Source organism: Streptomyces roseoviridis, assembly GCF_039535235.1.
Taxonomy (GTDB): Bacteria; Actinomycetota; Actinomycetes; order Streptomycetales; family Streptomycetaceae; genus Streptomyces; species Streptomyces roseoviridis.
In genome coordinates, this window is sequence record NZ_BAAAWU010000001.1 from 1457068 (window position 1) to 1480859 (window position 23792).

21 protein-coding genes, 1 pseudogene and 1 riboswitch are annotated in these 23792 nt (G+C 75.5%); of the genes and pseudogenes, 9 read left to right on the forward strand and 13 right to left on the reverse strand.

Annotated elements, in window-relative coordinates:
* Window positions 1–3 precede the first annotated feature (3 nt).
* From amiA to ABD954_RS06650, 5 genes are read right to left on the reverse strand one after another with little or no spacing between them, the layout of a single operon-like run.
* Complete coding sequence (amiA, locus tag ABD954_RS06630; protein WP_241270818.1) at window positions 4–117, reverse strand: streptamidine family RiPP; 114 nt, start codon at window positions 115–117, stop codon at window positions 4–6.
* 55 nt (window positions 118–172) lie between these two features.
* The gene (locus ABD954_RS06635; protein WP_345484846.1) at window positions 173–1018 is read right to left on the reverse strand and encodes an ABC transporter ATP-binding protein; all 846 of its coding nucleotides are present in this window, start codon (window positions 1016–1018) and stop codon (window positions 173–175) included.
* 18 nt (window positions 1019–1036) lie between these two features.
* Window positions 1037–2044: a FecCD family ABC transporter permease gene (locus tag ABD954_RS06640; protein WP_345484847.1), complete on the reverse strand. Its 1008-nt coding sequence runs from the start codon at window positions 2042–2044 to the stop codon at window positions 1037–1039.
* Window positions 2041–3225, reverse strand: coding sequence for a FecCD family ABC transporter permease (locus ABD954_RS06645; RefSeq protein ID WP_345484848.1), 1185 nt, complete (start codon window positions 3223–3225; stop codon window positions 2041–2043). The genes ABD954_RS06640 and ABD954_RS06645 overlap by 4 nt, the downstream gene beginning before the upstream one ends.
* Window positions 3222–4199 (reverse strand): ABC transporter substrate-binding protein, encoded by a 978-nt coding sequence (locus ABD954_RS06650; protein ID WP_345484849.1) that lies wholly within the window; start codon window positions 4197–4199, stop codon window positions 3222–3224. The genes ABD954_RS06645 and ABD954_RS06650 overlap by 4 nt, the downstream gene beginning before the upstream one ends.
* A 92-nt stretch (window positions 4200–4291) precedes the next feature.
* Here ABD954_RS06650 and ABD954_RS06655 point away from each other — a divergent pair, with 92 nt between their 5' ends.
* Window positions 4292–5494, forward strand: coding sequence for a YncE family protein (locus tag ABD954_RS06655; protein WP_345484850.1), 1203 nt, complete (start codon window positions 4292–4294; stop codon window positions 5492–5494).
* Window positions 5495–5530: 36 nt separating this feature from the next.
* Here ABD954_RS06655 and ABD954_RS06660 read toward each other — a convergent pair whose 3' ends face one another.
* Both ABD954_RS06660 and ABD954_RS06665 read right to left on the reverse strand, forming a co-directional pair.
* Complete coding sequence (locus ABD954_RS06660; protein ID WP_345484851.1) at window positions 5531–6472, reverse strand: nucleoside hydrolase; 942 nt, start codon at window positions 6470–6472, stop codon at window positions 5531–5533.
* Window positions 6473–6540: 68 nt separating this feature from the next.
* On the reverse strand, window positions 6541–7332 hold the full coding sequence (locus tag ABD954_RS06665; RefSeq protein WP_345484852.1) for a bestrophin-like domain: 792 nt from the start codon (window positions 7330–7332) through the stop codon (window positions 6541–6543).
* Window positions 7333–7603: 271 nt separating this feature from the next.
* Here ABD954_RS06665 and ABD954_RS06670 point away from each other — a divergent pair, with 271 nt between their 5' ends.
* On the forward strand, window positions 7604–9763 hold the full coding sequence (locus ABD954_RS06670) for a hypothetical protein (protein ID WP_345484853.1): 2160 nt from the start codon (window positions 7604–7606) through the stop codon (window positions 9761–9763).
* Between the two features lie 680 nt (window positions 9764–10443).
* Window positions 10444–12597: an RNA polymerase recycling motor ATPase HelR gene (helR, locus tag ABD954_RS06675; protein ID WP_345484854.1), complete on the forward strand. Its 2154-nt coding sequence runs from the start codon at window positions 10444–10446 to the stop codon at window positions 12595–12597.
* 267 nt (window positions 12598–12864) lie between these two features.
* On the opposite strand, the gene ABD954_RS06680 is transcribed toward helR, so the two are convergent.
* The 3 genes and pseudogenes from ABD954_RS06680 to ABD954_RS06690 form a co-directional block, all read right to left on the reverse strand.
* Window positions 12865–13764: a PhzF family phenazine biosynthesis isomerase gene (locus ABD954_RS06680; protein WP_345484855.1), complete on the reverse strand. Its 900-nt coding sequence runs from the start codon at window positions 13762–13764 to the stop codon at window positions 12865–12867.
* Between the two features lie 92 nt (window positions 13765–13856).
* A pseudogene (locus tag ABD954_RS06685) lies at window positions 13857–15353 on the reverse strand (leucyl aminopeptidase); the annotation flags it as partial.
* A gap of 110 nt (window positions 15354–15463) precedes the next feature.
* Window positions 15464–16357, reverse strand: coding sequence for a DMT family transporter (locus tag ABD954_RS06690; protein WP_382745986.1), 894 nt, complete (start codon window positions 16355–16357; stop codon window positions 15464–15466).
* A 131-nt stretch (window positions 16358–16488) separates the two neighbouring features.
* Between ABD954_RS06690 and ABD954_RS06695 the strand changes: the two genes are divergently transcribed.
* Window positions 16489–17400 (forward strand): LysR family transcriptional regulator, encoded by a 912-nt coding sequence (locus tag ABD954_RS06695; RefSeq protein WP_345484856.1) that lies wholly within the window; start codon window positions 16489–16491, stop codon window positions 17398–17400.
* A 96-nt stretch (window positions 17401–17496) separates the two neighbouring features.
* Window positions 17497–18528, forward strand: coding sequence for a questin oxidase family protein (locus ABD954_RS06700; RefSeq protein WP_345484857.1), 1032 nt, complete (start codon window positions 17497–17499; stop codon window positions 18526–18528).
* Window positions 18529–18535: 7 nt separating this feature from the next.
* Here ABD954_RS06700 and ABD954_RS06705 read toward each other — a convergent pair whose 3' ends face one another.
* Genes ABD954_RS06705 through ABD954_RS06715 form a run of 3 tightly spaced genes read right to left on the reverse strand, consistent with a single transcriptional unit; the run spans window position 18536 to window position 21407 of the window.
* On the reverse strand, window positions 18536–19318 hold the full coding sequence (locus tag ABD954_RS06705) for an ABC transporter ATP-binding protein (protein WP_345484858.1): 783 nt from the start codon (window positions 19316–19318) through the stop codon (window positions 18536–18538).
* Window positions 19315–20346, reverse strand: a complete 1032-nt coding sequence (locus tag ABD954_RS06710) for a FecCD family ABC transporter permease (protein ID WP_345484859.1) — start codon at window positions 20344–20346, stop codon at window positions 19315–19317. The genes ABD954_RS06705 and ABD954_RS06710 overlap by 4 nt, the downstream gene beginning before the upstream one ends.
* Entirely contained in the window at window positions 20343–21407 is a 1065-nt protein-coding gene (locus ABD954_RS06715) for an ABC transporter substrate-binding protein (RefSeq protein ID WP_345484860.1), read from the reverse strand. The genes ABD954_RS06710 and ABD954_RS06715 overlap by 4 nt, the downstream gene beginning before the upstream one ends.
* A gap of 39 nt (window positions 21408–21446) precedes the next feature.
* Window positions 21447–21642, reverse strand: a riboswitch (cobalamin riboswitch).
* An 89-nt stretch (window positions 21643–21731) separates the two neighbouring features.
* Between ABD954_RS06715 and ABD954_RS06720 the strand changes: the two genes are divergently transcribed.
* Genes ABD954_RS06720 through ABD954_RS06735 form a run of 4 tightly spaced genes read left to right on the forward strand, consistent with a single transcriptional unit; the run spans window position 21732 to window position 23637 of the window.
* Window positions 21732–22133 carry an STAS domain-containing protein gene (locus tag ABD954_RS06720; RefSeq protein WP_345484861.1) on the forward strand — a complete coding sequence of 134 codons (402 nt, stop codon included), beginning with the start codon at window positions 21732–21734 and terminating at the stop codon, window positions 22131–22133.
* A 39-nt stretch (window positions 22134–22172) separates the two neighbouring features.
* The gene (locus tag ABD954_RS06725) at window positions 22173–22613 is read left to right on the forward strand and encodes an STAS domain-containing protein (protein ID WP_345484862.1); all 441 of its coding nucleotides are present in this window, start codon (window positions 22173–22175) and stop codon (window positions 22611–22613) included.
* A complete protein-coding gene (locus tag ABD954_RS06730; protein WP_345484863.1) occupies window positions 22610–23152 on the forward strand; it encodes an ATP-binding protein in 543 nt (180 codons plus the stop codon). The genes ABD954_RS06725 and ABD954_RS06730 overlap by 4 nt, the downstream gene beginning before the upstream one ends.
* A 56-nt stretch (window positions 23153–23208) precedes the next feature.
* Window positions 23209–23637 carry an ATP-binding protein gene (locus ABD954_RS06735; protein ID WP_345484864.1) on the forward strand — a complete coding sequence of 143 codons (429 nt, stop codon included), beginning with the start codon at window positions 23209–23211 and terminating at the stop codon, window positions 23635–23637.
* Window positions 23638–23792: the final 155 nt, after the last annotated feature.

The following is a 23792-nucleotide window of genomic DNA, read 5'->3' on the forward strand; positions in this document are numbered from 1 at the left end:
CGCCTACTCCTCGGTGTCCTCGAAGGGGTTCTCGACGAGGGCGTTGGAGTGGGAGGCCGAGTCGTGGGCCAGCTGGCCGGGGTCGGCGATCGGGGCGAAGACCTGCTCGTTGTCCATGAACTCTCCTTGTTCGTAAGGGAGATGCGCACTCGGGTGAGCGCCACGACCGACACTAATTGAAATGATTTTCATTTTCCAGTGCGGTGAGGGGGTGATCTGGGTAACACACCGGCCAGCCGCCCTCGGGGTCCCTGCCGACCCGGCCGGCCACCTTGAGGACGTCCGCCAGCAGGCCGGGCGTGACGACCTCCCCCGGCGCCCCGTCGGCGACCACCAGGCCCTCGCGCAGGGCGACGATCCGTTCGGCGAAGCGGGCGGCGTGGGCCAGGTCGTGCAGCACCATCACCACGGTCAGCCCGCGTTCCTCGCGCAGCCGGACCACCGTCCGCAGCACGTCGAGCTGGTGGTGCAGGTCCAGGTACGTGGTCGGCTCGTCGAGCAGCAGGACGCGGGTGTCCTGGGCGAGCGCCATCGCGAGCCGCACCCGCTGCCGCTCGCCCCCGGACAGCGCGTCCACGTCCCGGTCGGCCCATCCCTCCACCCCGACGTCCCGCAGGGCCCGGCGCACGACGGGGTCGTCTCCCTCGCGCAGCATGCCGAGCGGGCCCCGGGCCGCGTACCGTCCCTGCCGCACGAGGTGACGTACCGTCATGCCGGGGACGGAAGGCGCGGACTGGTGCAGCAGGGCCACGCGGGCGGCCGTGGCGCGGCGGGAGAGGGCGGCGAGGTCGTCCCCGCCGAGCAGCACCCGTCCCCGGTCCGGCCGCAAAAGCCCGGCCGCCAGCCTCAACAGGGTCGACTTTCCGCAGCCGTTGAGGCCGATGAGGGCGGTCAGCTCGCCCGGCCGTACGGTCAGGTCGACGCCCCGCAGCACGGGCCGGGCGGGGTAGCCGAAGTGGACCCCCTCGACGTGTATTCCCATGGACGCCCCCGGGGACGTGCCCGTGGACTCGGTCATGTCAGTCCTCCGTCGGCTTCAGAACGTACGGTTCGGGGCGCGGCGCACCACGAGCAGCAGCAGGGCGGCGCCGAGGCAGGCGGTGAGCGCCCCGACCGGCAGCACGAGCCGCCCGGAGCCCAGCGCCTCGGCAGCCAGCCGCGAGGACGACTGCGCCGCGGCGTCCGCCCCGCACACCACCACCGCACCCACCAGGGCGGCGCCCGGCAGGCTGACCCGCAGGTCGGCGCCGAAGACGGCCAGGGCCAGGTGCGGGACGAGCAGCCCCACGAAGCCGAGGGCTCCGACGGCGGCCACCGCGCCCGCCGTCAGCGCCACGGCGCACAGCAGGGCGAGGGTCCGGGCCCGCCGGGCGGAGAGGCCGGCGGCCAGGGCGATGTCGTCACCGCAGCGCAGCAGGGTCAGCGGGCCGGTCATGAGCCAGGCCGCGGTCCCCCACACCAGCGCCCAGGGCCACAGCAGATGCCAGTGCGCCCACACCCGGCCCTCCGTGGTGCCCACCAGCCACTGCACCACGCTGCCGAGTTCGCCCGGCTTCACGAGCAGCACCATCGCGGTGAGCCCGCCGAGCACGGCCGACACCAGCACCCCGTGCACGGCGGTCCTGGCCGGGTCGCCGCCCGAGCGGCCGACGAGCAGCCACAGCAGCAGCGCTCCGGCGCATCCGCCCGCGCACGCGGCGAGGACGACGGCCAGGGGCGACTCCCACCCGGCGAGCCCCAGGGCCGTGGCGGTGACGGCCCCGAGGACCGCCCCCGGTGTCACCCCCGTCACCTCGGGACCGGCGAGGGGGTTGCGCAGCGCGGACTGCAGGACGAGTCCGGCCACGGCCAGGCACGCGCCCGCGCCGAGGGCCACCAGGGTGCGGGGCAGCCGCAGTTGGAGGAGGATGTGCCGTTCGGTCGCGTCTCCGCCGCCGCCCAGCACCTCCGCGACCGCACCCGGCGACATGCCGCGTCCGGCCACCAGTTCCCACCCGGCGCACACGAGGGCCAGAACCGCGAGCACCGCGAAACGCCGTCTCACCGCGTCTCCTCCCTCTCCGTCGTGGCGGCCCGTGGCGCGGGCAGCGGCGCGCCCCCGCCGTCCGGAGCGCCCGGGCCGTCCGGGCCGTCCGGGGCGCTCAGGGCGTCCGGGCGGGACGAACCCCCCGGTCCACCCGGTCCCCCCGAAGCGGCCGGCGCGACCGAGGCGTCCGAAACGGCATCGACCGCGTGCGTACGGCGCTTGCGGCCGCCCGACCGCATCAGGGCGACCCCGGCCGGCACGCCGAGCAGGGCCGTCCAGGCGCCGGCCGGTGTCTCCACCGGCGCGAGCGCCAGCCGGGCCGGGAGGTCGGCGACCGTCACGACGACGGCGCCCCACGCGGCGGACCACGGCAGCCAGCGCACCGCGCCGTCCCCCGGGGCGAACCACCGGGCCAGGTGCGGGGCGAGGAAGCCCACCCAGGCGACGGGCCCGCACACGGCGGTGACGGGCGCGATCAGCACGACGGCGACGGCCAGCGCGGCCAGCCGGGCCCGCTGGGCGCGGACGCCCAGCGCCTCGGCGTCCTCGTCTCCCAGCCGCATCACCGAGAGCACCGGCGCGCACAGCACGAGGGCCGGCAGCGCTACGAGCAGCCACGGCCAGAGCCCCGTCACGTCGTCCCAGGTCCGGGCGGACAGCGAGCCCAGCAGATAGCGGTAGATGAGCTGGAGGTCGAGCTGGTCGGCCATCACCATCAGGACGAGCAGCGCGGCCTGGAGCGCGGCCGCGACCGCGGCGCCGGTGAGCAGCACGGCGGACGGGCTGCGCCCGAGTCCGGCGGCGAGCAGGGTCAGCCCGCCGCCGAGCACGGCTCCGCCGAGGCCGAGCAGGGGCTGCACCACGGCCGGCAGCGACAGGGCGAGGACCAGGGGGGCGGCCACCCCGAGCGCCGCTCCCGAGGAGACGCCGAGCATCTCCGGCACCGCCAGGGGGTTGCGGAGCGCCTCCTGGAGCACGAGCCCCGCCGCGCCGAGGCAGGCGCCGGCGGTCAGGGCGAGGACCAGGCGCGGGACGCGGAGTTCGGTGACGACGATCCCGGCCAGGGTCGTGTCCCCGTCCAGGACCGCGCCGGGGAGCCGGTGCGGTGGGACGAAGGGAGTACCGAGGCACAGGGCGCAGACCGATGCCGCGAGGAGCACCGCGACGGCGAGGAGGGGCTGCCGGAAGGAGCTGCTCACCGCAGTGCGGCCGTGGCCTCGTCGAGGACGATGCCCAGCGAACGGGTGCCGCGGCCCTTGGCCCACACCTCCGGGTTCACCTCGTGGACGTCACCGTTCCTGACGGCCGGGATCTTGCCCCACAGGGGGTTCTTCGCCAGCTTCTCCGAGAGCTTGCCGTCGGCGTCGCCGAAGCTCATCGTCTCGACGAACAGCACGTCGACGTCCTTGGCGAGGATCTCCTCCATGCTGTAACTACCGTCGACGCCGCGGGACTTCCACGGGTAGTCGGCGATCCTGGGGAAGAGGCTGGCGGTCACGTCGCCCTCGGGGGTGGCGACGCCGAAGTTCTCGTCGCTGCCGTAGATGACGAGGGCGGTCTTGTCGCTGGGGGTCCTCTCGGCGGCGGCGAGCCTGGTGCGGAAGGTCTTCTCCGCCTTCTCCCCCTCGGCGGTGCGGCCGGTGAGCGCGGCGGTGTCGCGGAGGTAGCCCACGCTGTCCTCCCAGGTCTCCGGCTGCATGGCCCAGAAGGTGGTGGCACCCTTCAGCGCCGGGGCGAGCTTGCCGTGGGTGTCGCCCAGGCCGATCACGAGGTCCGGCTTGTGGGAGAGGATCGCCTCGACCTCGGGGGCGATGAATCCGCCGGGGACGACGGGGATCTTCGCGGCCTTGTCCTTGCCCAGGAAGCCGGGGTGGGCGAGCAGGGTGCTGTTGGTGGCCGTCGGGACGATGCCGAGCTCGGTCAGGATGTCGTCGCAGAGGGCGAAGAGGCAGACGATCCGCCGCGGCGGGCGGTCCAGGGAGACCCGGACGCCGTTGACGTCGGTCAGTTCGGTCGCCGCCTCGATGGGCCGGACGGTGACCTCCGTCTTCGCGGTGGGCCGCGCCTTGTCCCCGGCGGGGTCGGCGGCGGGGGCGCCGCAGCCGACCAGGACGGAACCCACCACTGCCGCGGTGAGCCACTTGCGGACGGATCTCGACGGTGCGCGCAGCATGGCTGTCCTCGCTCTTTTTCTCGGGAAACCGGAACGACGCACCGAAGATACATGATAATCATTTTCACCAGACCGCCCTCCGGAGGACCCCCATGACCGCTGCCACCGCTCCCGCGTTGCTCGTCTCCGACCACATCGCCGGAGCGGTGTACGTCGTGTCCGTCCCCGACGGCACCGTCACCGCGCGCCTGACCGGCCGCCAACTCTCCGAGCACGCCGGGTTCCTGGCGCTGCCCGGGGGCAGGGTGGCCTGTGTCGACGACCGCCGGGGCGAGCTCCTGGTGCTCGACCCCTTCGGGGACGAACTCGTGGAACGCGCGGTTCCCGTCGCCGTACCGGCCGAGCACCTGGCCTGCGATCCGGCCGGCCGGCTGCTCGCCGTCACCACCGGCCTGGGCCGGAACTCCACGCCCTGGTCGGACGTGTTGACCGTCGTCGACCTCGCCGACGGGGACGCCGCCCGGGTGCGCACCCGGGCCGGTGAACCCGGCGTGACGGTGCTCGGCGGCGACGATCCGCTCGTCGTGCTGCGCCACCGCGAACCCGGTGCGCTGGCCGCCCACCGCTTCGCCGACCTCCTCGCGGCACCGCCCGGCTGCCCCGTCGTCACCCCGCACGCCCTCCTGCCGCTGCCCGACGACGGGCACGGCGACGCACAGGACCCCGCCGCGCGCCGGGTGTTCGCGGCCACGGGCGAGGGCGTGCACACGGCCCGCGGGAAGGACGGCGGGCTCGTCGCCGGGACGCCGATCCCGTGGGGATCGCCCGCCCGCGGCTGGTACCTCCGCCTCGACACCCGCCGGCGGGCGCTCTGGAGCACCCTGCGCGGTGGCGCTCCGGACCCGCTGGCCTGGCCGGAGTGGACCAACGAGGCGTGGTGCCACGACCTGGAGACGGGCCGCACCTCCCGCACCGGTCTCGGCCCCGGACTGGTCTTCCGGCTCGCCCTCGCCCGGAGCCACACCGCCTTCACCCGCGTCCACCCCGACGGCGACGAACTGGTGCTTCTGGGCCCCGACGACACCACGCGCCGGGTCCCGCTGCCCGCCATGGACGGCGCGCCCCGCCGCGGCGGCACCCCGTGGGAGGGCGTCCAGCGCCGGGCGGTCGCCGCCTCACCGGGCTCCGACTGGGTGGCCGTCAGCCGCGGCGGCCACGGCGAAGTGCACCTCGTCGACGCGTGGACGGGCCACGAGAGGACCCGGGTGCGCCTCGGCACGCCCCTGGACCACGGGGGTCACCTGATGATGGTCGCCCCCGGCGACGGCGCCGAAGGCGATCCCGTGGGCCGCTGACGTGACGGTCGCGTGGGCCTTCCCCGGCCCGCGTCGTCAGCCACCCAGGACCCGCACCGCCTCCACGATCAGGTCCCAGAACCCGTCCGCGTCCAGTTCCACGCCCACCTCGGTCTCGGCGGGCAGGCCCGTCACCCCGTCCAGGTCCACCACCGTCGCGCCCCGGGTGTAGGTGCCCCTGAGCTCCACCCGCACCGCCGCCCGCACCAGGCGGACCAGCGACGGGTCGATGAGGTGGGCGACGGTGAGCGGATCGTGCAGCGGCGGCGCGTCGAGCCCGTAGACCTCGCGGTAGGTGGAGGCGAAGTAGGTGAGCAGCTCGACGCAGAGCCGGCTCAGCGGGGTGCCGAGCGCGGCGATCCGGGCGACGACCTCGGGCGTGGCCCGCGCCTGGTGGGTGACGTCGAGGCCGAACATCGTCACCGGCAGCCCGCTGCCGAGGACGATGTCGGCGGCTTCCGGGTCGCAGAGGATGTTGAACTCCGCGGCGGGCGTGGTGTTGCCGCGGCCCGTGGAGCCGCCCATGAGCACGATCCGCTCGATGCGCGCGGCGAGTCCGGGATGGGCGAGCAGGAAGGCCGCGACGTTGGTGAGCGGCCCGGTCGGCACGAGCGTGACCGGCGACGGGTGCGCGAGGAGGGTGTCCCGGATCAGGGTGAGCGCGTCGCGCGGGTCCTGCGGGACGTCCGGCTCGCCCTCGCCGAAACCGGGACCGTCGAGACCGGAGCCGCCGTGGATGTTCTCGGCGACCCGGCGCGGCCCGTGCAGCGGCCGGTCCCGGCCCGCCGCGATCGGCACGCCCCGGATCCCGGCCGCCGAGCAGACCCGGCGGGCGTTGAGCGTGGTCTTCTCCACGGTCTGGTTGCCCGCGACGGTGGTGATCGCGAGCAGCTCGACGGCGGGGTGCGCGGCGGCGAGCAGGATGTTGAAGGCGTCGTCGTGACCGGGGTCGCAGTCGAGGATCACAGGGACCGGCATCTCCTCACCGTCCCACACCCGGCCCGTCCCGCGCGGCACGCCGCGGGCCGCGACGCCCGTCGTGCCGCTCAGGGGGCCCAGTACCGTGCCAGCGCCCCTTCCCGGTACGGGGCCGGGCTGACGCTCAGTTCGCCGGCGAACGGGCGGTCGAGGACGAAGACGAGGAGCAGGCTGAAGCCGATGAGGGCGGCGACCGAGCCGACGAAGAGGATCTGGACGCGCAGCTTGCGCATGCCGTACAGGAAGGTGAGCGGGATCAGGACGAGCGCGCCGCCGAAGGCCAGCGCCTGGAGCAGCGGCGGCAGTTCCTGCTCGGCCATGGTCAGCCGGGCACGGCGCTGGGAGGCGACGTCGTCGAGGTGGCCGACCGCCTTCTCGTAGAAGACCTTCTCGCGCGTCGTCCTGGGCTCGTAGCCCTGCAGCACCTCGTAGACGGTCTGCAGCCGGCCCGCGGTGACGCCGTGGCTGGGCGTGCCGGCCCGCATCTGGGGCCACTGGTCCTCGACGACGGCGTGCACGTAGTCGCTGAGCGCGGCGTCGAGACGGGCGCGGACCGGCGGCGGGAAGGCGGCGGCGTCGCGGGCGATGAGGGCCGTGTCGGTGGCCTCGGTGGCCACGATGGTCTGGGTGTTCTCCAGCTGGGTCCAGAGGGTGACGATGACGAACGCGAGGATGATCCCGTAGATCGCGCCGAACATCCCCAGCGTCACGCCGACCATGTCGTTGTGCTCGCCGCGGGCGAGCGACGGGTGTCTGCGGCGGAGCAGCACGCTGCCGGTGACCGCCACGGCGACGGTGCCGCCGACGGTGAGCACGGCCAGGGTGAAGGTGCTGAAGTGGTTGAGCAGCCAGAGCGACATGTGCGGGGAGTCTAGGCAGGGGCGTACGGGGCGGCGTGCGCCCCGATCGCGCCCCGGACGGCGGCTCGGGGGCACGAAAAGGGGCGCACGACAAGGCCGCCGCGGCGGCGGGCGCGGGGCGGGGCACCTGCCGGGGCCCGGTCGGTCCACCCCATCGAGTGACCCGCATGACGGCCGGAGGACAGGAGCAGAACGCGAGGACCGGGCCCCGGCGCTCGGTGCGCGCCGGGCGCCGGGGCCCGCTGTCGGACCCGACTGGCACGATCTCCGCATGGAACTCGTACACCCGCTCGACGGCCTGGACGCGCGTCCCTGGTCCTCCCTCCGCCATGCCTACGGGCCGGCCGACGATCTGCCGGAGCTGCTGCGCGCGCTGGCCGGCCCCGCGGAGGAGGCGGCCGGCCAAGCGCTGTCGGAGCTGTACGGAAGCGTGTTGCACCAGGGGACGGTGTACGCCGCCAGTGCGGAGGCGGTGCCGTTCCTGGCGAGGATCGCGGCGGCGGGGCACCGGGTCGTGGACGTCCTGGCGCTGCTGGGCGGCATGGCCGAGAGCGAGGACGCGTACGGGGTGGCGCCGGGGGCGGTCCGCGAGGCCGTGGCGCGCCAACTCCCGCTGCTGCTGCCCTTGCTGACGGCCGGGGAGCCGGAGGTCCGCCGGACCGCCGCGTGGGCCGTGTCCCACACGCGTGCGGCCCGGGTCGTGCTTCCGGCTCTGCGCCGGTGCTGGGAGGAGGAGGCCGAGGCCACGGTGCGCGCGGAGGTCCTCGCCGGCATCGCGCGCCTCGACCCGGCGGCCGGCGCGGCGGTCGCGGCCGCGGCCCTGGCCCCGTCGGAAGCGCCCGAGCTGCGTCTGGCCGCGGTGTTCGCCTGCCTCGACGCGGACGTGCCGTGGACGACGGCGCACCACGCGGCGATGCTGGCCGTTCTGCCGGCCGGTCCCCTGGTGGGCGGCCTCGACCTGGACCGCACCGAGCCGCTCGCGGACGTCGTGGAGACCTTGCTGCTACGGGACCGGGCGCCGGACCGGGAGGCGGCGATCGCGCTGGTCGACGCGGCCCTGCGCGACGACCGGGCCGACGTGCGGGCCGAGGCCCGGTGGGCCGCCGACCGTGCCTGCATGCTCTCCCGGAGCGCTCCGGTGCGCCTGCTGGAGGCGCTGCGGTCCGCTGCCGTCGACGAGGGGTCCGTCCTCGCGACGGCGTCGCTGCTGGGACGGCTCGGCCGCACGGCCGCTCCGGCCGCCGACCTCCTGGCCCGCACCGCCGCGAGGAACCCCGGGCGGAAGGACGACATCGCGGACCGCGCCCTGGCCGCGCTCGTCCTCGCCGCACCCGACCGGGCGGCCGGACCGCTGGCCGAGGGCCTCGGTGTGCGGCCGCGGGCGCTGTCCGCCGCGGCCGGGTTCCCGGCCGACGGCACGCACGTCCCCTTCCCGTACGACGGTGACCTGCTCTCCGCCGTACGGCGCCGCCTCGGCAGCCCGGAGGCTCTGGGCGGCAACGAGTCGTGGCAGTTGACGGCCCTGCTCGGCGGCTGGGGCCCCCGGGCCGTACCGGCACTGCCCGAGCTGTACGGGGCGCTCGCCCACGCCCCGTCGCACGCCGCCCCGGCGATCGCCGCGATCGTCCGCGCCGCCGGACCCGCCGAGCGGGCGGAGGCGGCGCGGAACCTGCGCGCGGCCGCCGAGCAGGGGTCGCTTCCGGCGGCCCGCGCCCTCGACGACGTCACCGGCGGGCACCCGCTCCTGGTGGACCTCCTCGCGGCGGAGCTCCGGGAGGACCGGCACCGGGTCGAAGAGGCGGCGGTGACGGCGGCGGCCCTCGGGTCCCGGGCGGGGGACCTGGCGCCGGCGCTGCGCGCCGCGCTCGGCGGACCGGGCGGCGGGACGACCACGCCCGACCTGGACGCGGACACCGCACTGGCCGAAGCCCTGTGGCGGATCACCGGGGACGCCGCCACGGCGGTCGCCGCCCTCGACTCCGTCTTCGCACGGGCGGAGCCGGGGCCCTGGAGCCGGTGGGCCGCGGTGCGGGCCGCCCGGGTGACGGCCCTCCTCGGTCCGGCCGGTCGGCCGCTCGCCCCCCGCGTGCGAGCCCTGCTCGACGATCCGGCGCGGGTGCCGGCGGCGGTGCTCGCGCTCGTGTCCGTGGCGGAACCGGCCGAGCTGGACCGTACGGCGCTCGCCGAGGCCGTTCTGCGCTCCGCCGAGCGGGAAGCGGACCCGGAGGGTGCCTGCGACGCCCTGGAAGCCCTGGGCGCCGTCGCGCTCTCGCCCGAGCAGCTGCGCCGCCTCGCCGCCCTCGCCGACGGCGACCTGCGGACGATCCGCTCGGGCGTGCAGGACCGGATCATCCGCCGGGACGAGACCTTCCGCATCCGCGCCCGAGAGCTCCTCTCGTCCTTCACCGCCACGGCCCCGGCCACGCGGTGACGCAGCGGCGGCCGCTGCCACGGGCCTTGCCGCCGCTGTCTCGGCCGGTGCCCCGGCCCTCGTGGGACCGGCGGTCGGGATCGGCGGCGACGCCGCCGGCACCGGGGGAGGCGGACCGTGGCCTGCGCCGTCTGGTGGGGAAGGAGGCGCGGGCGTCCCGACGTGACCGGACGGCGCGGCCCGCCCTCGGCCTCGTGCTCCCGCCGGAGCAACCGGACCGCCTGAACGCCTGGACGCCTGACGGCCCGTCACTTCAGGCACCTGGCCGGAGCCTGCGGCGGGCGCCGGGCCGGGTGGGCGGCGGCTCCTCGGCCTGCGCCCCGACCGCGGCGAGGCGGCTGGCTACGGGACTCCAGCCGTACGGCGGGTACGGGTCGACGGGGAGCCGTCCGGCAGTCCGGCGGCGCGGGGCCGTCGGCAGCGGACCGGACGGCCCACGCCGTGGGCCCCCCGCTGCCCGCAGGTCGCAGGCCGCAGGGTGGCTTCCGCCACGAGAGGCACTCCGAGTTCTGCCGACACCCCTGACGGCGTCGCACGTCGGCAGCCGGCTTGCGCGGGACGACGAAGGCGAGGGAACGACAAAGGCGAGGGGGGGTGCACCCTCTCCTCGCCACTCTTAACTTATAGCGCACCGGGGGGCTTGCGGCAAGGCCCCCGTGATGCCACACAATCGCTCATCTATGAATCTCACCACCAGCGCTTTCGCCCTTTCCGACCACCTCTCCGCGAAGGCCGACCCGGCCCTGATCTCCGCCGACGACCGGCACTTCGCGGCCATCGCGGAGAGCCTGCGGGAGTCGATCGCCGATCTGTCCGAGCGTCTCGCCGTGCTGCGCAGGGCGCCGGGCGGTGCCGGCCGCGGGGCGATGGACCGGGACGCCGAGATCCACCGGCTGAGCGGGCGCCTGCGCACCCTGCGCCGCTTCGGCCTCGACCTGTGCCTCGGCCGCGTCGTCGCCGCGGACGGTTCCGAACCCCTCTACATCGGCCGGCTCGGCCTCACCGACGCCGAGGGGCACCGGCTGCTGATCGACTGGCGCTCCCCGGCCGCCGAGCCGTTCTTCGCGGCCACCCACGCCGACCCGATGGGCCTGGCCAGCCGGCGCAGGTACCGCTGGACGGACGGCCGGGTCAGCGACTACTGGGACGAGGTCTTCACCGACGAGGGCCTGGAGGGGCACGCCGCCCTCGACGACCAGTCCGCCTTCATCGCGAGCCTGGGCGGCAACCGGTCCGCCCGGATGCGGGACGTGCTCGCCACCATCCAGGCCGACCAGGACGCGATCATCCGCGCCGGGTCCCGCGGCGCGCTCGTCGTCGACGGCGGCCCCGGCACGGGCAAGACCGTCGTCGCCCTGCACCGCACGGCCCACCTGCTCTACGCCGATCCGCGGCTCGGGCACCGCCGCGGCGGCGTGCTGTTCGTCGGCCCGCACCAGCCGTACCTGGCGTACGTCTCCGACGTCCTGCCCAGTCTCGGCGAGGAGGGCGTGCAGACCTGCACGGTGCGGGACCTCGTACCGGAGGGTGCGACGGCCGGGGAGGAGAGCGACCCGGAGGTGGCCCGCCTGAAGTCGTCCGCGGACATGGTCCGGACGATCGAGATGGCGGTCCGGTTCTACGAGGAGCCGCCCACCGCGACGGTGCGGGTCTCGACCCCCTGGGCGCAGGTGCGGATCGACGCCGACGACTGGGCGGAGGCGTTCGAGGCCGCGGAGGGCACCCCGCACAACGAGGCGCGGGACCGGATCCGCGAGGAGCTGGGCACGATCGTCCTCGACCGGCTGGACGGCGTCCTCGACGAGGAGGTGTCGGAGGAGGAGTTCCGGCAGGCGCTGCTGCGCGACAAGGAGCTGGGCGACGCCCTCGACGGCGCCTGGCCGCTGATCGAGCCGACCGACCTCGTCGGGGACCTGTGGTCCGTCCCCGCGTATCTGCGGCTGTGCGCTCCGTGGCTCGGCGCGGACGAGGTCCGCAGGCTCCAGCGGGCCGACCCGCAGGCGTGGACGGTGTCCGATCTGCCGCTCCTGGACGCGGCACGGCAGCGGCTGGGCGACCCGCAGGCCACGCGGCGCAAGCGCCGGCGCGACGCCGCCGTCGCGGCCGAGCGGGAGCGCATGGCCCGCGTCATCGCCGATGTGCTCGCGGCCGACCACGACGGCGAGGGCGCGGTGACGATGCTGCACGGCCGGGACCTCCAGGAGAGCCTGGTCGACGAGGCGGCGCTGCCCGGGAAGGAAGCCGATCTGCTGGCCGGCCCGTTCGCGCACGTCGTGGTGGACGAGGCGCAGGAGCTGACCGACGCGGAGTGGCAGATGCTGCTGCTGCGCTGCCCGTCCCGCAGCTTCACCATCGTCGGGGACCGCGCCCAGGCCCGGCACGGCTTCACGGAGTCGTGGCGGGAACGCCTGGAGCGGATCGGCCTCGACCGGATCGAGGTGACCTCGCTGAGCATCAACTACCGTACGCCGGAGGAGGTGATGGCCGAGGCGGAGCCGGCCATCCGGGCGGCGCTGCCGGACGCCAACGTGCCGACGTCCGTGCGCAGCACCGGCGTTCCCGTCGTGCACGGTTCGGCCGCGGACCGGGACGCGGTCCTCGACGCCTGGCTCGCCGAGCACGCCGAGGGCATCGCCTGTGTCATCGGCGATCCCTCCTTCCGGGGCACCGACCGGGTGCGGTCGCTGACGCCGGGGCTCTCCAAGGGCCTGGAGTTCGACCTGGTCGTGCTCGTGGACCCGGAGCACTTCGGCGAGGGGGTCGAGGGTGCGGTGGACCGCTACGTCGCGATGACCCGGGCGACGCGGCAGCTCGTCGTGCTCAGGAGTTCCTGACCGACCGTCGGGTCGGCGCCGGGTGAGGGGACCGTCAGCTCCGTCTCCGTCCCCTCACGGTCCTCCCCCGCCCGTCCCTCCGCCCCCGGGGCGAGTCCGGGCGACGGCGCGCCGATCGGCCGTCCCGGTGGCGGCGCTTCGCGGCGCGGGGGACGGCCGTCGCCGCTCACCGGCACCCGCCCGCGCCGGTCCCGGCGCGGGCCGGCGGCCCCGGTGGCCGAGCGCTGGAAGGAACCGGACGCCGGGGGCATCCCGCGGTCCGCCCCGTCACACCGGCAGCTCGGCGCGGAACGCCGTCACCGCGCTCCCGCTGATCGAGACGAGGAGTCGCCCGTCGGCCGCCGTCTCGACGTCGACCCGGACGTGTCCGGGCCGTCCCATGGCCGCTCCCTGCCGTCCCGTGAAGCTCAGCCGGCCGTCCGGGGCGGGAACGAGTCCGTGCCGGAGCAGATACGCCCCGAGGGGGCCGTGGCCGTTTCCCGTCACGGGGTCCTCGGGGATGCCGATCGCGGGGGCGAACATCCGGGACCAGGTCAGCAGGTGCTCCTCGCCGGTGGCGCGGGTGAAGACGAAGAAGCCGTTCGTGTCGATCTCGCGGCTCAGGGCCACCAGGGCGGCCGGGTCCGGTCGCAGGGCGTCCACGACGGCGCGGTCGCGCAGCTCGACCAGGACCTTGGCGTGTCCGGTGGAGACGATCTGCACCGGGCCGCCGTCCGCGAGGTCTTCCGGGGAGGCTCCCAGGGCGCGCAGGAGCCTTCCGACCTGGGAGCCGTCCAGCTCGGGGCCGAAGAAGGCCGCGCCCTGCCGCATGCCGATCCGCACCCGGTCGCCCTCGCGGTGGATCCACACCGGCTGCAGCAGCCCCGTACCGGTCTTCTGGACCAGCGAGCCGGCGGGCAGTCCGTACTCGACGGCTCGGGCGAAGTGGGTGGCCACGGTGGCGTGTCCGCAGGTCGGGACCTCCGTCGTGGGCGTGAAGAACCGTACCCGTACGTCGTGGTCGGTGCCGTCGGCGCCGAGGACGAAGGCCGTCTCGGAGTTGTTCAGCTCCCGGGCGACGGCGAGCATCTGCGCGTCGGTCAGGGCGTCGGCCGTCAGCACCACTCCGGCGGGATTGCCGCTGAAGGGCGTACGGGTGAACGCGTCGACCTGGTAGAGGACGCTCACCGCCCCTCCGTTCCGCCGGCGGGCGCGGCGGTCGGCCCGGTACCGGCGGGGGCGGCCGGGGCGGCGCCCGGCGACGGCTGCCCGGGGCCGCCACCGGTGGCCGCGTTCTCGGCGAGCCGGACCAGGGTGCGCACCGCGCAGCCGGTGCCGCCGCTGGGCGTGTAGCCGTACGGCGGGCCCTCGTTGAAGGCCGGTCCCGCGATGTCCAGGTGCGCCCAGGGGACGCCGGGGGGCACGAACTCCCGCAGGAACAGGCCGGCCACGAGCCCGCCGCCCATCCTCCCGCCGTAGTTGGCCAGGTCCGCGACCCGGGAGTCCAGGCCGGGGCGCAGTTCGGGGGGCAGGGGCATCGGCCAGGCCCGCTCGCCGGCCGCCCGGGCCGCGGCCAGCACCCGGTCGCGGCAGGCGTCGTCGCCCATCACCGCGAAGACGTGGTCGCCGAGGCCGAACCGGGTCGCGGCCGTCAGCGTGGCCACGTCCACGAGGACGTCCGGCTGTTCCTCGCCGGCCCGTACGAGGGCGTCGGCGAGGACCAGGCGTCCCTCGGCGTCGGTGTTGAGCACCTCGACCGTTCGGCCCCCGTACATCCGCAGGACGTCCCCGGGGCGCAAGGCGGATCCGGACGGCATGTTCTCGGCCAGGGCGAGCCAGCCGGTGACGTTGACGGCGAGGCCGAGCCGGGCGACGGCCAGGACCGCGGCGAACACGGCCGCCGCGCCGGACATGTCCCGCTTCATGATCTCGTTGGCGCCGACGGGCTTGAGGGAGATGCCGCCGGAGTCGTAGGTGATGCCCTTGCCGACGAAGGCGAGGGTCGTCGTCGCCCGCGGGTGGGTGTGGGCGATCCGCACCAGCCTCGGGGGCCGCACCGACCCCTGGCCGACGCCGAGGATGCCGCCGTAGCCGCCCGCGGCGAGCGCGTCCTCGTCGAGGACCTGGACGGCCAGCCCTTGCTCCCGTCCGGCGGCGGCGACGAGGTCGGCGAAGGTCTCCGGATAGAGGTCGTTGGCGGGGGTGTTGACGAGGTCGCGGGCCCGGTTCAGTTCCTGCGCCAGCGCGCGGGCGCGCCGTACGGCGTCCTCCGCGGGGGCCTGGAGGTCCGGGGCCACGAGGATCGCCGCCTCACGGACGGGCTTCGTGCGACGGGTGGTGCGGTAGGCGGCGAAGTCGTAGGCCCCGAGCAGGACGCCCTGGGCCACCGCCTCCACGGCCTCGCCGGTCGCGGCCGGCAGCGCGAGGGCGATCCGGTCCGTGCCGGCCAGGGTGCGTGCGGCCACTCCGGCGGCCCGGCGCAGTGCCTCGGCGTCGTGGCCGGCACCGTCGTCGGGCGCGGGCCCGAGGCCGACCGCGAGGACCAGCCCGGCCCGGACGCCGGCGGGCGCGGGCAGCCGGAGCGCCTCGCCCGGGGCTCCGGTCGCCCCGAAGGCGGCGAGGAGCCGGGGCAGGCTGTCGCCGAACGCCTCGCACCCCGCTCCCGTATCCGTCCCCGGCACGGGCACCGGCACCGGCCCGTGGGCGCCCTGGGCGACGCCGAGCACCAGCCAGTCGGCGGGCGCGGAGTCGGCGGACCGGCCGGCCACCACCGTCACCGCCGTCGCTGTCGTCCATGGCCTCGCTGCCGTCACGGCCGTGGCTGTCGCTGCTGTCGGTGCCACCGTCGCTGTCACTGCTGTCACTTCTGTCACTGCTGTCACCGTGGTCACTGTCGTACGTCTTGTTCCTGTCGAGGGAGGGGGCGGGAGAGGCCGAGGGGGGTCGACCGGCGGGTCAGGGCGACTCCGGCCAGGACGACCACCATTCCCAGGGCGATCCGGAGGCTGAAGTCCTCGTGGAGGACGACGACGCCCAGGGCGACCGAGACCACCGGCAGCAGGTAGCCGACGGCCGCGGTGTTGGTGGCGCCTTCGGCCGCGATGTTCCGGTAGGTGAGGTGGAAGGTGACGCCGGTGGCGACGACGCCGAGGACCACCGTGGCGATCAGCTGCCGCGGGGTGATCTCGACCGGGGTCAGGCCGCCCGCCACCAGGGTCGGCGCGGTGAGCGCGGTCGCCGCGACGAGCTGCGCCGCGGACAGCGCGATGGTCGGGATGCCCCTGCCGGCCAGGTGGCGGCTCATGAAGAGGAAGCCGACCGCGTAGCCGGCCGCCGCGCCGACGATGGCGAGGGCTCCCCAGCCGCCCGACTCCCGGGCCTGCCACGGCGCGAAGATCAGCACCACTCCGGCGAAGCCGAGCAGCAGTCCGGCCACCCGCGCCGGCCGCAGGCCGCCTTCGGTGCCGACGACCGCGCCGAGCAGCAGGGACCACAGGGGGGTCGTGGCGTTCAGGACGCCCGCGACACCCGAGTCGACGCTCTGCTGTCCGAAGCTGAACAGGGCGAACGGCAGGGCGTTGCAGAAGAAGGCGGCCACGAACACCCGGCCCCAGACCGCCGGGCCGCGGGGCAGCCGTCGGCCGGAGAGCAGACAGACGGCCAGCAGGGTGACCGCCCCGAGCAGGCACCGGGCGAACGTCACCTGGACCGGGGCCAGCGCCTCCAGGGCCATCTCGATCCACAGGAACGTCGATCCCCAGAGCAGCGCGAGCACGGCGATCCGCGCCCACGCCCGGCCCTTGTCCCACACACCGTTCACCGTCGCCTCCCGTTTCGGTCCGGGACGAACGCTGCCGCACTCGTCCTGGAAGGACAAGAAAAAGGTTCTGCACCTCCTTTAAGCTCTGCTACATGATCGATGTGAGACGCATGCAGGTGCTGCGCGCCGTGATCACCAGCGGCTCGGTGACGGCCGCGGCCACCCACCTCGGCTACACCCCCTCCGCCGTCAGCCAGCAGATCTCGGCCCTGGAGAAGGAGACGGGGATCGCGCTGCTCGAACGGGTCGGCCGGGGAGTGCGGCCCACGGCGGCCGGCATGCTGCTCACCCGGTACGCGGCCGTCGTCAGCGAGCACCTCGCCGAGGCGGAGACCGCGCTGGCCGATCTGCGCGCCGGCCGCGAGGGACGGCTGACGCTGCGCTACTTCGCCTCCGTCGGGCCGACCCTGCTGGCTCCGGCCCTGGCCCGGGTGCGCCGTGAGCACCCGGCGGTGGCGATCGACCCGAGGCTGGCCGATCCGGACGAGGCCCTTGCGGAGGTGTACCGGGGCGACGCCGACCTGGCCGTCGTCGTACGGCCGCCGGACGACGCCCTCCGGCACGGCGTCAGGGTCGTGCACCTGCTCGACGACCCGTACCGTGCGGTGCTGCCCACCGGACATCCGCTCGCCGCCCGGCGCGTCCTCGACCTCACCGATCTGGCCGGCGAGCCCTGGGTGGGCAGCGAACCCCCCGGTCCCTGCCTCACGGCGATCACCGACGCCTGCGCGGCCGCGGGCTTCAGCCCGGACTTCACGGCCACGTCGGAGGACTACGCCACCGCCCAGGGCTTCGTCGCCGCCGGCCTCGGCATCAGTCTCATCCCGCGGCTCGGACTGAGCGCCCGCACTCCGGGCGTCGTGGTCCGCCGCGTCCGGCGCCCCGAGCCGGTCAGGGCGATCCACGCCGTGATCCGGGCCGGCTCCCTGGAGCAGCCCGTCCTGCGCACCCTGCTGGGCGCGCTGCGGGAGGCGGCCGGGGCGGGCGGAGCGGCGAGGGGCTGAGGGGGGCGCGGGACCGGCGTCGTAGGTCTCGGTGCGGACCGGGACCGGGACTTCGGTCGGTTACGCCGGGCCGGTGCGCCTGCCTACCGTCGCCCCATGGACACCGCAGGCACGGACACGGATCCCACCGGCACCCTCGACGAGGCCCTCCAGCGGCTGCACGCCGCCGGACCCGAGCGGCTCGGGCGGCTCACCAACCACGCGCCGATGGCCGTCGAGGCCCTCGCCGCGCACGGGCAGGCGCGGGCGGTGCACCGCTGGCTCGACCGGTACGCGCCGAAGCTGGAGGAGTTCCCGGCCGGGGTCGCTCCGGTCACGGCCGCGAACTGGCGCACGGCGCTCGGGGATCCGCGCCGGGCCGCCGACTGGATCGCCCACTTCGGGCGCGAACTCGCCGAACGGCCCTGGCGGGACGTGCTCGCCCAGTGGTGGCCGCGGCTGCTGCCGGGGATGTACGGGGGCTCCACCCACCCGGTGATCCGCGTGGGGCACGCGGTGCGCACCCTGCTGGCCGGCGAGCCCACCGCGCCGCGCCTGACCGAGCTGGCCCACGGCCTCGGCTACTGGGCCGCCCGCCACCGCCCGGTCGCGGACCTCACCCCGCTGCCCGGTGCCGACAGCGCGGCCGACGCCCTCGACGCGGTGCCGCGCATCGACGGGCAGGACGGCGGCTTCCCCGCCCGCCTCGGCCGCGTGAGCCGCCTGCCGGTGTGGGCGGCCTCGGTCGACGACCCCGACACGGCGCGCCGGCGCCTGGCCGAACTCGTCCGGGCGGCCACCCACCGTTACGCCACCCACGGTCACGGCGAGGAGACCATGCTGGTCCACGCGGCCACGGCCCCCAACGCCGTGCTGCGCGCCCTGCCCGCGCTCCCCCGCGCCCTGTGGGTGCCCAGCCTGCGGGCCGCGTGGACGGCGTCCGCGGCGGTGACCGCGATGTACGCACCGGCGACCGGGATCGAGCCGGCGCCGCCGGGATCCCTCACCGCCGAGGAGGTCTTCGCCCGCGCCCTGGCCCACGGCGACGAGCACGTCATCAAGCTGACCGACACGGCCCTGGACGTCGGCGACGAACGGTCCCTGGCGGCGGCGCTGCGAGCGGTCGAACTGAGCACCCCGCTCGGCTGACGCGCCGTCAACTCCCCTTGCGGCTCAGGGAGCCGAGGACGCGCAGGTGCGGACGGTCACCGGCGTCGGGGTGGGTGACCTCGACGCGTACGCCGTACACCTCGGCGACGCGTTCGGCGGTGAGCACCTCGCGCGGCGTACCGGCGGCCGTCACCCGGCCGCCGCGCAGGACCACGAGCCGGTCGCAGTAGGCGGCGGCCAGGTTGAGGTCGTGCAGGGCGACGATCGTGGTGACGCCGAGGCCGGTGACGAGGTCGAGCAGGTCCAGCTGGTGCTGGATGTCGAGGTGGTTGGTGGGCTCGTCGAGGAGCAGCTCGCGGGGCTCCTGGGCGAGGGCGCGGGCGATCTGGACGCGCTGGCGTTCGCCGCCGGACAGGGTGTGCCAGGGCTGCGCGGCCCGGTCCGTCAGGCCGGTGCGGCGCAGGGCGTCGCCGACCGCGCGCTCGTCGGCGGCCGACGGGGCGGACCAGGCGCGACGGTGCGGGATGCGCCCGAGGCGCACGACGTCGGCGACGGTCAGCTCGACGAGCGTGTCGGCCTGTTGTTCCACGACGGCGACGCGGCGGGCCACCTCGCGGCGGCGCAGCTCCGGCAGCGGCCGGCCGTCGAGGGTGACGACGCCGGAGGCGGGGGCGAGGACTCCGCTGAGGAGCCGCAGCAGGGTGGACTTGCCGGAGCCGTTGGGGCCGAGGAGGCCGGTGACGCCGCCGGGCGCGGGCGTGACGGTGACCCCGTCGAGGATCAGGCGGCCGCCGGCGGTGCGGGTGACGCGTTCCGCGCGCAGGGTCATCGGTGGGTGCTCCTGCTCCGGTACAGGACGAGGACGAAGGCGGGGACGCCGACGAGGGAGGTGACGACGCCGACCGGTACCTCCTGGGGTTCGAGGACGGTACGGGCGAGGGTGTCGACCCAGACGAGGAACACCGCCCCGCCGAGGGCCGCCGCCGGCAGCACCCGGCCGTGGCCGGAGCCGACCAGGGCGCGGGCGGCGTGCGGCACGACGAGGCCGACGAAGCCGATGGCGCCCGCGGAGCTGACGAGGGCCGCGGTGAGCAGGGCGGTCGCGGTCAGCAGCACGAGCCGGGTCCGGGCGACGCGCACGCCGAGGGTGGCGGCGGCGTCCTGGCCGAAGGCGAAGGCGTCGAGGGTACGGGCGTGGGCGAGGCAGACGGCCAGGGTGAGCGCGAGGACGGCGAGGCACAGCCACACGTCGGTCCAGCCGGCGCCGCTGAGCGAGCCGAGCAGCCAGAACAGGACGCCCCGGGTGGTCTCGGCGTCGGCGGAGGTGACGACGACGAAGGAGGTGAGCGCCGAGAACAGCTGCATGGCGGCGACGCCGGACAGCACGACCCGGTCGGTGGTGCCGCCGAGCACGTGGCTGAGCAGCAGCATCGCGGCGAAGGAGCAGACGGCGCCGGCGAACGCGCCGGCGGAGACGGAGACGGCTCCGCCGCCGGCGCCGAGGACGACGACCGCGACGGCGCCGGTCGAGGCTCCGGAGGAGACGCCGAGGACGAAGGGGTCGGCGAGCGGGTTGCGCAGCAGCGACTGCATCACCGCTCCGCAGAGCGCGAGCCCGGCCCCGCACACGGCGGCGAGCAGTGTGCGGGGCAGCCGCAGGTTCCAGACGATGCCCTCGCGGATGGGGCCGAGTCCGGAGGGGGCGCCGCCGAGGTGGGCGGAGACGGCGGACCAGACGTCGGTGACGCCGATGTGGGCCGGACCGATGGTGACGGCGACGGCGAGGGAAAGCAGGAGGACGGCGCAGCCGGCGGCGGCGCGCAGCAGCGTGCCGGCCCGGGCGGTCGCGCCGGTCACTTCGCGGGGCCGGCGGCGCGCAGGGCCGCGGCGACCTGCTCGATGCCCTCGACCGTGCGGATGGTGGGGTTCATGGCCTGGCCGCTGAGGAGCACGTACCTCTTGTTCCGTACGGCGTCCATCTTCCGGGTGACGGGGTCGGACTCCAGGAACTCGATCTTCTTGGCGGCGCTCTCGCCGGACTGTGCCTTGCGGGTGAGGTCGCCGATCACCAGGAGGTCGGGGTTGCGGTCGGCGACGGTCTCCCAGCCGATCTGGGGCCATTCCTCGGTGGTGTCGTCGAAGACGTTCCGGGTGCCGGTCTCCCGGGTGATGACGCCGGGAGCTCCGCAGCAGCCGGCCATGTACGGCGAGCGGGCGTCGGAGAACCAGTAGAGGACGCGGACGTCCGCGGCGCGCAGGCCGGTGGTGGCCTTGGCCACGCGGCCCTTCAGCTCGGCGACGAGCCGCTCGCCGCGGTCCTCGACGCCGAACAGCCGGGCGAGGTCGCGCACTTCTCCGTAGACGGTCTCCATGGTGAGCGGCGTGGTCCGCTTCCCGTCGCCGCCGCCGGAGTTGTCCTTGCCGACGCAGTCGGCCGGGGACAGGTAGGTGGGGACGCCGAGCTGCTCGAACTGTTCGCGGGTGGCGACGCCGCCCTTGCCGAGGGTGGAGGCGAAGGAGGCGGCGACGAAGTCGGGTTCGGTGTCGAGGACCTTCTCGAAGGACGGGTTGTTCTCGGCGAGGCGGGGCACGGCGGCGGCGGGCTTCTCCAGCCCCTTCATGACCGGGTCGGTCCAGGTGGCGGTGCCCACCATGCGGTCGGCGAGGCCGAGCGCCAGCATGATCTCGGTGGTGCCCTGGTTGAGCGAGACGGCCCGCCGGGGGCCGCCGGGCGGGACCTGGACCGTCCGGCCGCAGTTCTTCAGGGACGTCGCGGACGCGGCGGCCTTGGAGCCGTTCTTTCCGCCGGCGGTCGTGGTGGGCGCGGTGCCGCAGGCGGTGAGGAGCAGCACCCCGCAGAGCAGCAGGGCCGCGGGACGGGCGGAAGGGTGCGGGGGCGCGGGACGGTGCAGGGGCACGGCTCATCCTGGTGGTCGGGGGCCCTGTGCGCGAGGCCCGGTCCGTACGGTCCGCCAGCAGGTCTTCGGACTCGGGTTCGCTCGGCCGGGGCGCCTTCCCGGGCCGTTCCGCGGCCCAGTGGCGTCGTGCCCCGCCCGTCCCCCTCACCGCTGCGCGTCAGTTCCGGATTCGCACCGGATTCCCTGACCACCGTGCGTCACGCACGGGAGTTCGACTGGCTACGGCAAGCTACCACAGCCCAAGATCGCTCCACGGGCGTCCCGCGGCCGGCCCGTGTGCATAGGGGGTCCGGATCGGGGCACGTGCTGGACGGAGGTGCCGCCATGGTCCACGCGCAGCCCGTGCCACCCCCGGACTCGGCTCCGGAGCCCCGTACGTACCGGGCTTCGTCGGGCACGGCGTGGGTCGTGCGCGAGTTCTCGCCCGCGCCGGGCGTCGTCGTCCTGTCGGCGAACGGCGAGTTCGACATCGAGACGGTGGGCTGTCTGCGCCGGGCGCTCGCCGAGGCGCGCCCCGAAGGAAGCCGCGAGGTCGTCCTCGACGTCTCCCGGGTCGTCTTCGGGGACTCCTCCTTCCTGCACGAGCTGGTGGCCGCCCACTTCGCCGGCCACCGTCTCGTGGTCGCGGGGCCCCTGCCCCGGCAACTGCGCCAGCTGTTCGCCCTGACGGGCACACTGGGCCTCTTCACGGTCGTGGAGGATCGTGTCGGCCCGCGCTGCGCCTGATCATGGTGGGACCGCCGAGGACAGAAGGGAGCTGACCGCATGGGAGCCACGGAGGCAGCGGAGGACTTCGCGGGACGGCTCGACGTCGACGTCCTGGAGGGGCGAAAACCCGGCACGGTCGTGGTGACCGTCACGGGCGAGCTCGACCACGACACGGCGGCCCCGCTGAAGGAGGCGCTGGTGCGGCACGCCCGCGCCGGACGGATCGTCGTCGACTGCGCGGGGCTGCGGTTCTGCGACTCGACCGGGCTCAACGTCCTCCTGCGGGCCAGACTACGGATGCTGGACGCCGGCGGGAGACTCGACCTCGCCGCGCTGCGGGCCCCGGTGAACCGGATGTTCGAGATCACGGGTGCCCGGGCCGTCTTCCGGGTATACGAGGACACTGCCGCCGCACTCGCGGACACCCCCGCGACGGGCGGCGCGTCGGCGGAGGGATCACCGGCGACGAACGGGTCACCAGCGGCGGAGGGGTCATGAGGCGCGGGGACACCGCGGGGGCCGGCAACACCGGGAGCACCGGCGACCCCAGGGGGGCCGGCGGTCCCGAAGGCACCGGGAACCTCGCGCAGGGGCAGGTCAGGCGGCTGCTGCTGCACGGCGCCGGCGGCGCGGTCACGCGCTGCCGCGACTTCACCGCCGCGGCGCTCACCGACTGGGGCTGGCTGCCCGGAGCGACGCCGGAGGACCGCGAGCGGGCGGAGGACGTCCTGCTGATGGTCTCCGAGGTCGTGACCAACGCCTGTCTGCACGCCGGCGGACCGCAGCAGCTCGTCCTGCGCCACTCCCGGGGCCACCTCCGGGTGGAGGTGTACGACGCGAGTCCCGCCGCCCCCCGCTCGAACGTGCCGCGCTCGCCCTCGCTGCCCGGCGGCCACGGTCTGATGGTGCTCGACCGGCTGGCCAAGGACTGGGGATCGGCGGCCAAGGACGACGGAAGCCCGGGCAAGGTGGTCTGGCTGGAGGTCGGCCCGCCGTCCCCGCCGCCGTGGTCGCGCGGCGACGCGCCGGGCGTCTGATCCGCCGACCGGGCGGCCGGGTGTTTGACCCGGCCGTCAGCGGTAATCCGCAGCGCATGTCCACGGGAGAGGAGACCGTGACCACCCGCCGGTCGGCGCGTTACGAGCTGGCGGAGGGTCCCGGCATGCTGGCGGAGTGCCGCGCGCTGACGCAGCGGGCGCTCGCCGCGTGGTTCGGCCGGGCGGGGACGCGCGGGCGCGAGCCGGTCGAGGACGTCCTGCTCCTGGTCTCCGAGGTGGTCACCAACGCGCGCCTGCACGGCGGCGCCCCGTACGAGCTGTGCCTGGAGGGCCGCGGCCGGGCGCTGTGGGTGCAGGTCAGCGACGGCAACCCGCGCCGCCCCGTGCCGCACGGCCCGCACCGCCCCGGCCGCCCCTCGGGTCACGGGCTCTACCTGCTCCAGCGGCTCGCGGCGCAATGGGGCACGGTGCCCCGGGGCCGCGCCGGGAAGACGGTGTGGTTCACGGTGGACGTCCTGCGCTAGACCGTGTCCGAAGGCCGGAGGCCGAAGGCCGGCGGAGGCGAGGGGCGAGGGAGCGAGCCCCCGGGGAGACCTCGGTGCCGGATCGTTCCGGAGGACCCGTTCCGGGGGCGGACCTAGAGTGGACGGGTAGGGCGCCCACCTGCGGACGAGGTCCT